This window comes from Falsihalocynthiibacter sp. SS001 (assembly GCF_042445055.1).
Classification (GTDB): domain Bacteria; phylum Pseudomonadota; class Alphaproteobacteria; order Rhodobacterales; family Rhodobacteraceae; genus Falsihalocynthiibacter.
Window position 1 is genome coordinate 2,412,437 of sequence record NZ_CP170339.1, and the last position, 14,078, is coordinate 2,426,514.

Below are 14,078 nucleotides of genomic sequence, written 5' to 3' on the forward strand. Positions count from 1 at the left end.
TCTGGGGTCGTTGCCATGCCTAAAAGAACCGATATCCAATCGATCATGATTATTGGAGCGGGGCCCATTGTTATTGGGCAAGCCTGCGAGTTTGACTATTCGGGTGCGCAAGCCTGTAAGGCGCTGCGCGAGGAAGGTTATCGCGTCATTCTTGTGAACTCCAACCCAGCCACGATCATGACTGATCCGACGCTCGCGGACGCCACTTATATCGAACCAATCACGCCCGAGGTTGTCGCCAAGATCATCGAGAAAGAACGCCCAGACGCACTCTTGCCGACCATGGGTGGACAGACGGGTCTGAACACATCTCTTGCGCTTGAGGAAATGGGCGTTCTCGAGAAGTACAATGTCGAGATGATCGGCGCCAAGCGCGAAGCCATTGAAATGGCTGAGGACCGCAAGTTGTTCCGCGAGGCGATGGATCGTCTGGGGATCGAAAACCCCAAGGCAACAATCGTAACAGCCCCCACCCTTCCTAATGGCAAGGCCGACCTGAATGAAGGCGTGCGCATCGCGCTGGACGCGCTTGCCGATGTTGGCCTTCCTGCGATTATTCGCCCTGCCTTTACGTTGGGCGGTACTGGCGGCGGCGTTGCTTATAACCGCGAAGATTACGAGCATTACTGCCGCACTGGTATGGACGCCAGCCCAGTGAACCAAATCCTTGTGGATGAGTCGCTTTTGGGTTGGAAAGAGTACGAGATGGAAGTTGTCCGCGACACTGCCGACAACGCAATCATCGTTTGTTCAATTGAGAACGTCGACCCGATGGGTGTGCACACAGGTGATTCCATCACGGTCGCCCCCGCGCTGACCCTGACGGACAAAGAATATCAACTGATGCGGACGCACTCGATCAACGTCCTGCGTGAGATCGGAGTCGAGACAGGCGGATCAAACGTTCAGTGGGCCGTAAACCCCGACGATGGTCGTATGGTTGTCATTGAAATGAACCCGCGGGTTTCGCGCTCGTCTGCGCTCGCCTCCAAAGCAACGGGTTTCCCGATTGCAAAGATCGCGGCGAAACTGGCCGTTGGCTTTACGCTTGATGAGTTGGACAACGACATCACAGGCGTCACCCCCGCGAGCTTTGAGCCGACAATCGATTACGTCGTCACCAAAATCCCGCGCTTTGCGTTTGAAAAATTCCCGGGTTCCAAGCCACATCTGACCACCGCGATGAAATCGGTTGGTGAGGTTATGGCCGTGGGCCGCACCATTCACGAGAGCCTGCAAAAAGCCCTCGCGAGTATGGAAAACGGCCTCACCGGATTTGACGAAGTCGAGATTGAGGGTGCCCCCGAGAAATCCGCCGTCATCAAGGCAATCGGGCAGCAAACTCCCGACCGGATGCGTACCATCGCACAAGCAATGCGCCATGGATTGACCGACGATGAAATCCACGATGTCACCAGCTTCGACCCATGGTTCCTGGCCCGTATCCGCGAGATCGTTGAAGCCGAGAATGCCGTTCGCTCCGGTGGCTTGCCAATGACAGAGCGCGAGCTGCGTGGCCTCAAGATGATGGGCTTTACCGATGCGCGTCTTGCCAAGCTAACAGGCCGCGACGAAGCCAACATCCGCCGCGCGCGGATCAACCTCGGCGTTCGCGCATCCTTCAAACGGATCGACACTTGTGCCGCTGAGTTTGAAGCGCAAACACCCTATATGTACTCTACTTATGAAGCTCCTGCGATGGGCGACGTTGAATGTGAGGCACGCCCGAGCGACAAGAAGAAAGTCGTCATTCTCGGTGGTGGTCCGAACCGTATTGGTCAAGGGATTGAGTTTGATTACTGCTGCTGTCACGCGTGTTATGCTCTGACCAGTCAGGGTTACGAAACGATCATGATCAACTGTAACCCAGAAACGGTCTCCACAGATTATGACACCTCGGATCGTCTGTATTTTGAGCCGCTGACGTTCGAGCACGTTATGGAAATCCTGCGTGTCGAACTGGAGAATGGTACACTTCACGGTGTGATCGTACAGTTTGGCGGCCAGACACCGCTGAAACTTGCCAATGCACTTGAAGCAGAGGGCATTCCGATCCTCGGCACTTCCCCAGACGCGATTGACCTCGCAGAGGACCGTGAGCGCTTCCAAGCACTTGTGAAGCGTCTGAACCTACTTCAGCCAAAAAACGGTATCGCCAAGACTGATGCCGAGGCGATCAAGATTGCTGCTGAAATTGGCTTCCCTCTGGTGATCCGGCCTTCTTATGTGCTCGGAGGCCGTGCGATGGAAATCGTGCGCGATATGGACCAGCTTGAGCGCTATATCTCTGAGGCGGTGATCGTTTCGGGCGACAGCCCTGTGCTTCTTGATAGCTACCTTTCTGGTGCGGTCGAGATCGACGTTGATGCCATTTCAGACGGCACTGATGTTCATATTGCAGGCATCATGCAGCACATCGAAGAAGCAGGTGTTCACTCCGGAGACAGCGCTTGTTCGCTACCGCCCTACTCGCTTTCTAAGGAAACAATTGCGGCGCTTCATGTACAGGCCCGCGCGCTTGCGCTTGACCTGAATGTTGTCGGCCTGATGAACATCCAGTTCGCCGAAAAAGACGGCGAGATCTACCTCATCGAAGTGAACCCGCGCGCATCGCGTACTGTTCCCTTCGTCGCCAAGGCCGTGAACAGCCCTATCGCCGCAATCGCTGCGCGTGTGATGGCCGGTGAGAAACTTGCTAACTTTGATCTGATCGACCCAGCTATTGATACTTATGCGGTCAAAGAAGCCGTTCTACCGTTCGCACGTTTCCCCGGTGTTGATACGATCCTTGGGCCAGAGATGCGCTCAACGGGTGAGGTCATGGGGTCGGACGCAAGCTTCCACCGCGCATTCCTCAAAGCGCAACTTGGAGCAGGTGTTGACCTGCCGACCGAAGGGCGCGTGTTCTTGTCGATCAAGGATGACGACAAAACCGAGAAAATGCTCGAAGCAAGCCGCGTACTCGTGGAAATGGGTTTTGAAATTCACGCAACGCGCGGCACAGGCGAATGGCTGGCCCAAAATAACGTTGCATTTGAATTGGTAAACAAGGTCTACGAAGGCCGACCCAACATCGTTGACCGCCTCAAAGACGGCGAGATTGCAATGGTTATGAACACAACCGAAGGTTCGCAAGCAGTTGAAGACTCTCGTGAAATCCGCTCTGTCGCTCTCTATGAGAAGATCCCGTATTTCACAACTGCGGCTGCGGCACACGCTGTTTCCTTTGCGATGAAGTCTCGTACAGAGGGCGAAATCGAAGTGAAAAGCTTGCAATCCTAAAACGGCTCGGCGCGCCCCCAACAGCGGGCGCGCCGATGCTTCGATCCTGTGTAAGGCGGATTTGGACCTAAGGCTCTACTTGACGCTCCGCGGCCTTGCCGACAAACTATCCCCAAAAGAGGGTCATTATGTACACTGCTGCCATCACTGGAACAGGTGTTTTCACGCCCGAAAACGTCATCACAAACGACGAACTCGTTGTTGCGTTCAACGCCTATGCCGACAAGTTCAATGCCGAACACGCACAAGAAATCGAGGCAGGAACGATCAAGGCAAAGAGCCATTCAAGCTCTGAGTTTATCGAAAAGGCTTCGGGTATTCAGAACCGCTATGTGATGGACAAGTCAGGCATTTTGAACCCTGACATTATGTATCCCCAGCTGCGCCAGCGCAGCGATGAGGAGCCTGCGATCATGGCCGAAATGGCCGTCGATGCCTGTAACAAAGCGCTTGCGCAGGCGGGCAAAACTGCGGCGGACGTCGACGCCGTAATCTGTGCAGCTTCTAACATGGAGCGCGCCTATCCCGCGATTGCCGTCGAGATACAGGATTTGCTTGGCATTCAGGGTTTTGGTTTCGACATGAATGTCGCCTGTTCCTCGGCCACCTTTGGTATTCAGGCCGCCGCGGATATGATCCGCTCTGGCTCCGCCAAGGCAATCTTGGTGGTGAACCCTGAGATATGCTCTGGCCATCTGGAGTGGCGCGATCGGGACTGTCACTTCATTTTTGGCGATGTGGCAACCGCCACACTTGTTGAGCGCGAAGAAAATGCGCAAAGCCCCTATTTCAAGATTCGCTCGACCCGCTGCGCCACCCAGTTTTCCAACAATATTCGGAACAATAATGGCTATTTGCGCCGTTCGCGCCCCGATGGTGTGAAGGATCGTCGCGACATGCAGTTCATGCAGAACGGGCGCAAAGTGTTCAAGGAAGTGCTTCCAATGGTGTCCGCTCATATGGCGAACCATCTAGAAGATGAGGGACTAGAATCGCAGGACCTCAAACGTCTGTGGCTCCATCAGGCGAACAAAGCGATGAACGATTTCATTGGTAAGAAGGTGCTGGGCCGCGCCCCTATTGACGGAGAGCAACCGAATATTCTCCAAGACTACGCCAACACCTCTTCGGCGGGGTCGATCATTGCCTTTAGCCAGAATTCCGATGATCTCGAAGCGGGCGATATCGGCATTATCTGCTCGTTCGGCGCGGGATACTCCGTTGGTTCGGTCATAGTTGAGCGCGCTTAACCCCGAAATCCCCTGCACGATAGTATTCCAAGATGGCCAAACTCTACTTTCATTACTCCACCATGAACGCGGGTAAATCCACGATCCTGCTGCAGGCGTCGCATAATTATCGCGAGCGCGGGATGGAGACCTATCTGCTCACTGCGCGGTTCGACAAACGTGCGGGTGAAGGCCGCATTGCCTCGCGGATTGGTATCGGTGAAAGTGCCGAAACGTTTGAAAATGGCGAGGACCTCTTTGCCAAGATCGCTGCGCGACTTGCTGTTGGACCATGTGCATGTGTGTTCATCGACGAGGCGCAATTCCTCGAGAGAGAGCAAGTTTGGCAGCTCGCGCGCGCCGTTGACGACCTTGGCGTGCCGATCATGTGCTATGGCCTTCGCGTCGATTTTCAGGGAGAGCTGTTTCCCGGCTCTGCGGCGCTTTTGGCGCTAGCGGACGAGATGCGCGAGGCCCGCACGATATGTCATTGCGGCAAGAAAGCTACGATGGTTGTGCGCCAAGGCGAGGATGGTGAAATCCTCAAAGAAGGCGCACAGGTCCAAATTGGCGGGAACGAAACTTATGTCTCGCTCTGTCGCCGTCATTGGCGACAGGCCATGGGCGAGGACGTTTCCTCCAAGAAAGTGAAATCCGTCGCCTAAACCCGATTTGGCAGCGCGACCCCCTCCTCAAATGCAATGAGATTGGCAACCGCCATGAGCCCCATGGCCTCGCGCACTTCTAGGGCTGCTGTCCCAAGGTGCGGAAGAAGCGTCACGTTTTCCAACTCTCGCAGCGCCAGCGGCACCAGCGGTTCTTTCTCATAGACATCCAGTCCAGCCGCCGCGATTTCGCCCACCTCTAGCGCATGAATAAGTGCTACTTCGTCCACCACATCCCCGCGTGCGATATTCACAAAGATCGCGCTATCTTTCATCGCAGCAAAGGCGTCCGAGTTAATCAGATGATGTGTCCCCGCCCCGCCGGGTACTGCGACGACTACGAAATCAGCCTGCGACAGTGCATCTTTCATCTCTGGCATTTGCGTCGCCGGCACGCCCGCATCGTCAACCTTGGAGCGGTTAAAGAACACCACCTGCATCCCGAATCCGTGGTGACAGCGCCGCGCAATCGCCTTGCCGATACGCCCCATCCCCAAAATCGCGACGGTCTTGCCACTCACATGAGCGCCAAGCATCTGCGTCGGCGTCCAGCCCGTCCACTCACCGCTGCGCACCAGCCGCTCTCCCTCGCCCGCACGTCGGGCGGCCATAAGGAGCAACGTCATGGCAATATCCGCCGTGGCATCGGTAACAGCTCCCGGAGTATTGCTTACCTGAATGCCCACGGCCTTCGCCGCGTCGACATCGATATGATTGTACCCAACACCGAAATTCGCCAGAATCTTGCAACGCGGCTCTGGCACAGAGGCAAAACACTCTGCGGTAAATGCATCCCCGAGCGTTGGCAATATCGTGTCATATGTCTTGAGGGCAACTGCGGCCTCGGCGGCGTCCATTGGCGTTTCTGAACTACGCAAGGTTACGTCAAACCGCTCTTTCGCAGCTTCCAAAACGCGATCAGGCAGCGTTCGAGTGATCAATAGTGTTTTCATATCAGCCTCTTGTTCGGGGTCAGTGCATCCGTGCGCCGTCTGGAACCTTACCATCAGGCCGAAGTAGAACGATATCCCCGTTTGCGTCACTAAGACCGAGCACCAATATCTCGGACATGAATTTACCGATCTGACGCGGCGGGAAGTTTACAACGGCAAGAACCTCCTGCCCGACCAATGTTTCAGGATCATAATGCTTGGTGATTTGGGCAGACGATTTCTTGACGCCGATCTCGCCGCCAAAATCCACCCAAAGCTTGATCGCGGGACGCCGCGCCTCTGGGTAGGGCGCAGCATCCACAACAGTGCCCTTGCGGATGTCGACCTTCAGGAAGTCTTCGAAGTCGATATGCTCACTCATGACGCAAGCTCGCGCGACCGATCCGCCGCAGCTTTGACCGCACGCTTAAGTAGCGCTGGGAACCCGTCGTCTTCGTTCATAAGAACCTCTAGCGCCGCTGCGGTCGTTCCAGCGGGACTCGTGACATTCACGCGCAACTGACTCGGAGTATCATCCGCTTGCTCGGCAAGATGCCCTGCGCCACCAACGGTTGCCTTGGCCAGCTTCATCGCCAATTCGGCATCAAGCCCTTCGGCCTCGCCTGCTGCGGCCAATGCTTCGATCAGATGAAACACATACGCGGGCCCAGAACCGGAAACAGCAGTCACAGCGTCCATTTGATGTTCACCCTCTAGGCGAAGTACCTGTCCCACCGCAGACAAGAGTGTCTCGGCGGATTGCATATGTGCTTCGGTGGCATGATCGTTGCCGATAATCGCTGTAATTCCGCGCCCTACCGCCGCAGGAGTGTTCGGCATCGCGCGAATAATGGGCGATTTGTTTCCCAAAACTTCCTCGAAGTTGGCGATCAAGCTTCCCGCGGCAACCGAAAGAAAGAGAGTTTCGCCATTTCCGAATGATTGCAGTGTGGGTAGGGCCTTACCCATCATTTGCGGCTTAACAGCCACAAGTACAATCGCGGGATTCGCTGGGAGCTCTTCGTTGACGTGCACACCAAGGGATTTCACCCATTCGGACGGGTTCGGATCAATGATCCAGATTGATTGCTCAGGCAAACCCTGCGCAAGCCACCCTGCCAGCATCGCAGAGCCCATTTTTCCGCACCCCAAGAGAACCAGGCCGCGCGTCCTTATATCTTCCATGTTGGAATCTCCCCTCTATCTGAGGAGAAACCTAAGCGCGTCCGTATGCCTCTGCAATGGCTATCTGGATCGCTTGGTCTGGCGATTGATCACCCCAGTTAACCAGTTGGAAAGCTGGATAATAACGCTCGGAGGACATGACAGCGGCCTGCACCAATGTGTTGATCTGTGCGGGCGCAACTTGCTGCCCGCCGGACAGCACCAAGCCATAGCGATAAACCATCAGGCGCTGATCGTGCCAATAGGTAAAGGAGCCGTTCCAGCACCCGTCGTTCACCAAATTCAGAGCTTCATAAAGCTTGCTGAGCTTGTCCTCTGGTGGCTCCATTTCAAATGTACAGAGCACCCGAAGTGTTTCGTCCTGATTGGACCACGAAAGCGTTATAGAATAAGTGCGCCACTGACCTTCGACCGCCATTGCTATTTGGTCGTCCGCGACACGTTCAAACTCCCACTCATGGTGTTCCGCGAGAGATTCCACCATGTCGATCGGGTGCGCATCCTCGTCTGCGTAGAACTGTTCAGTAAGTGACATTGCTCGGCCTCTGTGTGGTTAGTTTCAAATGAAGCATCCACTAGAATTTAGGTGACAATACTATCTGCTGCACAATCACCGTTTGATTACACTAAATATGGTGTGGGATAAGCAGTGACCTGTAAAGGGAAATTTCCCCCGACTCCGCAATAAGTTGTGGATAAGCGCCGCGAACAAAGGCAAATGCGCTATATCTTGGGTCGGCATGCGCTCGAAATCTTGCGGAATCTCACAAACTCTTGCTCAGCGTACAAAAAAGGGCACGAAAAACGCGCCCTTAACCTTCAGATTCTCTAACCGATTCTATGTTTTCTTCGGCGTTGTTTTCTTAGCTGGCGCTTTCTTGGCGGGCTTTGCTGCGGCCTCAAGCGTATCCAGACGCGCCTTGAGAAGCTCGTTTTCCTCGCGGGCTTTTTGGGCCATGGCGCGGACTGCGTCGAACTCTTCGCGGGTTACGAAATCGCGATCTGCCATCCAGCGATCAACGAATCCCTTCATTGCAGTTTCGGCCTCATCTTTGGCCCCCTGCGCCACGCCTGCTGCATTGCTCATCAACTGAGAAATATCGTCCATAAATTTGTTACGGGTCTGCATGGCTGGCTCCGATCAGATCGTGAATAACGTGGTGCGTTTAACTTACTATTTATGACTATATGGGCACAAATCACGCAAATCGCAACCTTGACTTGCCCGTTTTATCCAAGGCACATAGGCGCATGATAGCGGCCATCCCATTCCCCGACATTTCATCCGAAGTCTTCTCAATCGACATTGGCGGTTTCAGCTTTGCGCTCCGCTGGTATGCGCTCGCGTATATCGTCGGAATCTTGATTGCTTGGCGCTTGGTCGTCGCGGCGCTTCGCCGCCCCAACCTTTGGCCGAACGACACTCCGATCATGGAACCCGCGCGGGTTGAGGACTTCTTGACTTGGGCGATTCTCGGCGTGGTTCTCGGCGGACGGCTTGGATATGTTCTCTTTTATGCGAGCGATTATTACCTCAGTCACCCGCTTGAAATCCTTGCCGTTTGGCAGGGTGGTATGTCGTTTCACGGCGGCTTCCTCGGCGTTGTAGCCGCGGCATGGCTCTTTGCCACGCGCAACGGAATATCGCGCCTTAGCATGGGGGATGTGGTTGCTATGTCTGTTCCTGCGGGACTATTCTTGGGGCGGATTGCCAACTTTATTAACGCGGAACTCTGGGGCCACCCAACGGATGTGCCATGGGCGTTTATTTTCCCCGGAACTGACGCGCAGTATTGCCTCGGGCCGATCGGCGTTCTGGCGGACGGTTCCTGCGCCCGTCACCCCAGTCAGCTTTACGAAGCGGGGCTTGAGGGGTTGTTGCTTGGGGCTCTCCTGCTCTTTCTCGTATTCAAACGTGAGTGGCTCAAGACACCGGGACAAACAATGGGTCTGTTCTTTGCTGGTTATGGCGCGGCGCGTTTTATTGTCGAGTTTTTCCGCCAAGCGGATGCGCAGTATATCACCCCCGAAAATCCAATGGGCTATGCCCTAACCCTCGGAGAGTGGGGATTGAGCCGAGGGCAGCTACTCTCGCTTCCAATGATCATCGTTGGGGTCGCGATCATCCTCTGGGCCAGACGCGCGAGAGAGGCAAAGCATGCCTGACCTAACCGAGCACCTCGCCGCTCGCATCGCGCTGGATGGCCCGCTGACGGTTGCGGATTATATGTCAGAGTGCCTTCTGCATCCGACGATGGGATATTACACCACACGTGACCCATTGGGTAAGGACGGGGACTTCACCACAGCCCCCGAAATCAGCCAGATGTTCGGAGAAATGATCGGGCTTTGCATTGCGCAAACGTGGCTTTCACAAGGGGCGCCCAGTCCATTTATCCTCGCAGAACTCGGTCCTGGTCGCGGTACGCTCATGGCGGATATCCTGCGCGCCACCAAATCTGTTCCGAACTTTCACGCTGCCGCGCGCATTCATCTTGTCGAAGCGTCCGAGCCTCTTCGCACGCGTCAGTCGCAGGCGCTGGATGGTTATGAAGTGGAATGGCACGACTACCTAAACACCCTGCCCGCGCTTCCTCTATTCCTTGTTGCGAACGAATTTTTTGATGCGCTCCCTATTCGGCAATTTATCCGTGATAAGGACGATCAATGGCGCGAACGCCGCGTTGGCATTGCGAACGACAGCCTTTGTTTTGGACTGAGCGAACCGCAAAAGGTTCCCGCCCTTCAATCGCGCATAGCGGACACAAAATCCGGCGACATGGTTGAAATCTGTGCTGCGGCCTCGGCCATTGCGTCAGAAATCGCTGAGCGTATCGCGTCAGACGGCGGCGCGGCGATCCTGATTGATTACGGCGATTGGGAGAGCCTTGGCGACACCCTGCAAGCGGTAAAGAATCACGAAAAAGTATCTCCCCTACTTTCGCCCGGCCAGGCCGACTTAACGGCGCATGTTGATTTCAATGCTCTCAGTTCAGCGGCGTCAAAGTGCAACGTTTCGCAGATGATTCCACAAGGCGTGTTTCTTGAGAGGCTCGGCATTACGCCACGCGCGCAGAAACTCGCGCAGCACCTGAGCGGCACCGCACTTACAAATCATATTGCTGCACATCGGCGCTTGACCCATCCCGAAGAAATGGGGAACCTCTTCAAAGTGCTCGCGCTCGTCCCACAGGGGCACGCGCTCCCACCTGGAACAGAATAAAGCATCGGACTATGACACTCGAAATCCTCACCGCAGATTGCCTGACGCCCTTGCGGCACGGCTTCTTCACGCGCAAAGGCGGAGCGTCATCAGGCGTATTTTCTGGGCTGAACTGCGGTCTTGGCTCTTCGGATCAAAGCGAAGCGGTGCTGATCAATCGCGCAAGAGTCGCAACCGCCATGAACGTTGCGCCAACGCACCTCTGCGGTGTCCATCAGGTACATTCAGCGGATGTGCATATTTGTGACGGCCCAAGCGATCCACCCGCCCGCGCGGACGCGATTGTAACGGCGACCCCTGGCCTCGCTCTTGCGATTCTTACGGCGGACTGTCAGCCAGTATTGTTCGCGGATCACGAAGCAGGCGTCGTCGCCGCGGCACATGCCGGATGGAAGGGCGCGATGGACGGCGTGCTTGAGGCAACTCTGGACGCAATGGAAACACTCGGCGCATCGCGTGAAAACACTGTAGCCGCAATTGGCCCCAGCATATCCCAAGCGGCCTATGAAGTCGGGCCCGAGTTCTTCGAAGACTTTATGGCACAAGACCCCGCGCTTAGCCGCTTCTTTGCGGGGGGCGAAGGTGATCGGATGCAATTTGACCTGCCTTCCTACGGGCTTCATCTGCTGCGCTCCGCTGGAATTGGCCATGCGGAGTACACCAACTTTTGCACCTATTCTGATCCGGATCGCTTCTATTCGTACCGTCGTTCGGTCCATAACAAAGAAGCGGACTACGGACGTTTAATCTCCTGCATCAGACTCTAAATACAATATCGCCACCGCAAGGCGGATTGTTTCGAAACGCGAAACAAGAGTCGCGAATCCTTTGACATTATACGGCGAATCTTCGCATTATTTAGCAAATAGATATCCGCATTGGTGGGGCCATGGCGGATGTAGCACACCGAAAGGACGGGATACATGCGCCCCCACCATAGCCTTGCGAGCTCTCAAAACAGTTCAGCCGCGCGCCCATCACACGTTATGCCGCTTATGCGAAAATACCGCGTTGAGCACCTCAACGCTAAGGGCGACGTTCAGGAATTTTCGCAAATTGCTCCCTCACTGCCGATATTTGAGGACGCCTTTGCCGCCATCTGTCGTGGCGCGCTAATCATGACAAAATGCGGCCCAATCGCGATCGAAGACCTCTTACCGGGCATGGAAATACAGACCCTCGACAACGGATTCCAGACCCTTCTGTGGAAAGGAAGCACAACGCTCGTACCCGACTCTATAGCGGGGCCGCGCGGGCAATCTACTGATATGGGGCATCTCACACGGATCACTGCGGATAGCTTTGGTTTAGGGCGCCCAATGCCGGATCTAATGCTCGGACCCAAGGCCCGTATGCTGGTTCACCACCACTCCATCGGCCCTAGTCTAATGCCGATCACTGCCCAGACGAATGGTGAAACGATTTTCGAGGTAACGCCCATTGCCCCTGCCCCGGTGTTCCATCTGGCGTTTGAAAGCCAACAGATCTTTCGGGTCAACGGCCTTGAGATCGAGAGCTATCACCCCGGGCCATCTGTAGAGATGAGTATGAGCCGCGAGATGTTCGCGCTGTTTATGGCGCTGTTTCCGCATTGTGAAACAGCCGCTGATTTCGGGAAACTATGCCGTCCACGGCTGGATGAAACATCGCCGCTGGGGTCCGTCGCTTAGGATTGCTGGGCCAGTCGCGCTTCGAGGACTTCGAAGGGCACACCAGGCTGGTCCTTTTCGCCACGGATGACGAGGGATGTTTTCACGCTTTCCACGTTATCCGCCGTCAACAACTCTCCGGTCAGGAAATTCTGAAAAGTCGAAAGGTCAGGCGCCGCGCATTTTAGGATAAAATCGACCTCACCATTGAGCATATGGCACTCGCGCACAAGCGGCCAACCCTGACACCGCGCCTCAAACGCCGAGAGATCAGATTCGGCCTGAGATTGCAGGCCAACCATCGCAAAGACAAGCACCTCAAAGCCCAGAGCGCGGGAATCAACATCCGCGTGATACCCCTTGATGTAGCCCGCTTCTTCAAGGGTTCTGACCCGTCGCAAACACGGCGGCGCAGAAATACCTACACGTTTGGCCAGTTCAACGTTGGTCATTCGTCCGTCTGCCTGAAGCTCAGCAAGGATTTTGCGATCAATCGGGTCGAGCTTTGCTGTGGGCATAGATTTTCCTTAATCACTTGGTTCACTTACGGCCAGCACATCAAAGCGGGCTGAATTTCGAGATTGTACGCGCCCAACCCAACTGACGCAATAAAATTTCACATCTGCGCAACAAATGGAATAACCGAGCCCCATAGACACGCGAAAAACAAATCCGATTCCAAGGGTTTTCGCCACGGTTTCGCGGCTCTATATCTATGGGCGACTTTAGCGATTATTAATTCATGGGGGGCCTAATGGCCGAAACGCGTCACACAAAAGTTCTGATCATTGGCTCTGGCCCTGCTGGATACACAGCAGGGGTATATGCAAGCCGCGCAATGTTGGAACCGATCTTGGTCCAGGGGATTGAACCGGGCGGGCAGCTCACAACAACGACAGAGGTTGAAAACTGGCCTGGTCACAGCGAAATTCAAGGCCCAGACCTGATGCTGAACATGGAAGCACATGCGCGCGCCATGGGAACCGAGATTATCGGCGATATCATTTCTTCGCTCGACACGAGTAAGCGCCCGTTCACCGCCGTTGGCGACAGCGGAACGATCTACACGGCGGATGCCGTTATTCTGGCAACGGGTGCGCGCGCCAAGTGGCTCGGACTTGAAAGCGAAGAAGCCTTCAAAGGTTTCGGGGTTTCCGCATGTGCGACATGTGACGGGTTCTTTTATCGCGGAGAAGAGATCGTTGTAATCGGTGGCGGCAACACCGCCGTCGAAGAAGCGCTCTTCCTGACCAACTTTGCATCAAAAGTCACGTTGATCCACCGCCGCGACGAGCTGCGCGCCGAGAAAATCCTGATTGATCGGCTTGAGAAGAACGAAAAGATCGTTCCGCTTTGGTTTAATGAACTGGTCGAAGTTGTCGGCGAAGATAATCCCAAGGGCGTAACTGCGGTGCGAACCAAGAACACCAAGACGGGCGAAATCACCGAAACACCCTGCAAAGGCGTATTCGTGGCAATCGGCCACGCGCCGAGCAATGAGCTGGTCAAGGACGTGCTTGAAACCCACATGGGCGGCTATGTCGTAACCAAACCGGACTCAACCGAGACTTCCATTCCGGGTATTTTCGCCGCCGGCGATCTGACCGACCACAAATACCGCCAAGCGGTAACGTCCGCAGGTATGGGCTGCATGGCCGCCCTCGAAGCTGAGCGCTTCCTCGCGGGTGAATAAACGAATGACCGCCGAGGAATTCCTCGGCGGTCGTCCTTCGTGAAAAGACTTCCCCAAAGCAGCATTCTACTCATCCCGATTATCCAGAAAAATGTTCCAAATTTCGCCGAAACAGTGTGGTTTTGGCCTCAAATGGCTTTTCTATTGCTTGCTCCCTTGAATTATCTCCCCTTTCCGCGCTAATCCGCGCCCATCCCTGTCGCCCCGAATTTCTGGGCCT

Annotated in this window: 14 protein-coding genes; 8 read left to right on the top strand and 6 right to left on the bottom strand. The window is 55.2% G+C overall.

Going from position 1 to position 14,078, the window contains the following annotated elements; translation table 11 throughout:
* The first annotated feature begins 15 nt into the window (after nucleotides 1-15).
* The 3 genes from carB to ACFE33_RS11625 all read left to right on the top strand — a co-directional run bounded on the left by carB (nucleotide 16) and on the right by ACFE33_RS11625 (nucleotide 5,176).
* On the top strand, nucleotides 16-3,282 hold the full coding sequence (gene carB, locus ACFE33_RS11615; RefSeq protein WP_380053523.1) for a carbamoyl-phosphate synthase large subunit: 3,267 nt from the start codon (nucleotides 16-18) through the stop codon (nucleotides 3,280-3,282).
* Between the two features lie 128 nt (nucleotides 3,283-3,410).
* Nucleotides 3,411-4,532, top strand: a complete 1,122-nt coding sequence (locus ACFE33_RS11620; protein WP_380053526.1) for a beta-ketoacyl-ACP synthase III — start codon at nucleotides 3,411-3,413, stop codon at nucleotides 4,530-4,532.
* A gap of 32 nt (nucleotides 4,533-4,564) precedes the next feature.
* Complete coding sequence (locus ACFE33_RS11625) at nucleotides 4,565-5,176, top strand: thymidine kinase (RefSeq protein ID WP_380053529.1); 612 nt, start codon at nucleotides 4,565-4,567, stop codon at nucleotides 5,174-5,176.
* Here the strand turns inward: ACFE33_RS11625 and ACFE33_RS11630 are convergent.
* From ACFE33_RS11630 to ACFE33_RS11650, 5 genes are all read right to left on the bottom strand, one after another.
* On the bottom strand, nucleotides 5,173-6,129 hold the full coding sequence (locus ACFE33_RS11630; protein WP_380053532.1) for a 2-hydroxyacid dehydrogenase: 957 nt from the start codon (nucleotides 6,127-6,129) through the stop codon (nucleotides 5,173-5,175). The genes ACFE33_RS11625 and ACFE33_RS11630 overlap by 4 nt on opposite strands.
* A 19-nt stretch (nucleotides 6,130-6,148) precedes the next feature.
* A complete protein-coding gene (locus ACFE33_RS11635; RefSeq protein WP_380053534.1) occupies nucleotides 6,149-6,490 on the bottom strand; it encodes a tRNA-binding protein in 342 nt (113 codons plus the stop codon).
* Nucleotides 6,487-7,293: a pyrroline-5-carboxylate reductase gene (gene proC / locus ACFE33_RS11640; RefSeq protein WP_380053537.1), complete on the bottom strand. Its 807-nt coding sequence runs from the start codon at nucleotides 7,291-7,293 to the stop codon at nucleotides 6,487-6,489. The genes ACFE33_RS11635 and proC overlap by 4 nt, the downstream gene beginning before the upstream one ends.
* Nucleotides 7,294-7,324: 31 nt before the next feature.
* Nucleotides 7,325-7,828 (bottom strand): YbjN domain-containing protein, encoded by a 504-nt coding sequence (locus tag ACFE33_RS11645; RefSeq protein WP_380053540.1) that lies wholly within the window; start codon nucleotides 7,826-7,828, stop codon nucleotides 7,325-7,327.
* Between the two features lie 303 nt (nucleotides 7,829-8,131).
* Nucleotides 8,132-8,422 (bottom strand): accessory factor UbiK family protein, encoded by a 291-nt coding sequence (locus ACFE33_RS11650; RefSeq protein WP_380053543.1) that lies wholly within the window; start codon nucleotides 8,420-8,422, stop codon nucleotides 8,132-8,134.
* A gap of 122 nt (nucleotides 8,423-8,544) precedes the next feature.
* Between ACFE33_RS11650 and lgt the strand changes: the two genes are divergently transcribed.
* From lgt to ACFE33_RS11670, 4 genes are all read left to right on the top strand, one after another.
* Entirely contained in the window at nucleotides 8,545-9,459 is a 915-nt protein-coding gene (lgt, locus tag ACFE33_RS11655) for a prolipoprotein diacylglyceryl transferase (protein ID WP_380053545.1), read from the top strand.
* Nucleotides 9,452-10,516 (top strand): class I SAM-dependent methyltransferase, encoded by a 1,065-nt coding sequence (locus ACFE33_RS11660; protein WP_380053548.1) that lies wholly within the window; start codon nucleotides 9,452-9,454, stop codon nucleotides 10,514-10,516. The genes lgt and ACFE33_RS11660 overlap by 8 nt, the downstream gene beginning before the upstream one ends.
* An 11-nt stretch (nucleotides 10,517-10,527) precedes the next feature.
* Nucleotides 10,528-11,283 carry a peptidoglycan editing factor PgeF gene (gene pgeF / locus ACFE33_RS11665; protein ID WP_380053550.1) on the top strand — a complete coding sequence of 252 codons (756 nt, stop codon included), beginning with the start codon at nucleotides 10,528-10,530 and terminating at the stop codon, nucleotides 11,281-11,283.
* Nucleotides 11,284-11,439: 156 nt separating this feature from the next.
* A complete protein-coding gene (locus ACFE33_RS11670; protein WP_380053552.1) occupies nucleotides 11,440-12,186 on the top strand; it encodes a Hint domain-containing protein in 747 nt (248 codons plus the stop codon).
* Here the strand turns inward: ACFE33_RS11670 and ACFE33_RS11675 are convergent.
* Nucleotides 12,183-12,683 carry an Lrp/AsnC family transcriptional regulator gene (locus tag ACFE33_RS11675; protein ID WP_380053555.1) on the bottom strand — a complete coding sequence of 167 codons (501 nt, stop codon included), beginning with the start codon at nucleotides 12,681-12,683 and terminating at the stop codon, nucleotides 12,183-12,185. The two genes, ACFE33_RS11670 and ACFE33_RS11675, sit on opposite strands and share 4 nt — an antisense overlap.
* 236 nt (nucleotides 12,684-12,919) lie before the next feature.
* On the opposite strand from ACFE33_RS11675, the gene trxB reads away from it, so the two are divergent.
* Nucleotides 12,920-13,858, top strand: coding sequence for a thioredoxin-disulfide reductase (trxB, locus tag ACFE33_RS11680; protein ID WP_380053558.1), 939 nt, complete (start codon nucleotides 12,920-12,922; stop codon nucleotides 13,856-13,858).
* The last annotated feature ends 220 nt before the right edge of the window (nucleotides 13,859-14,078 follow it).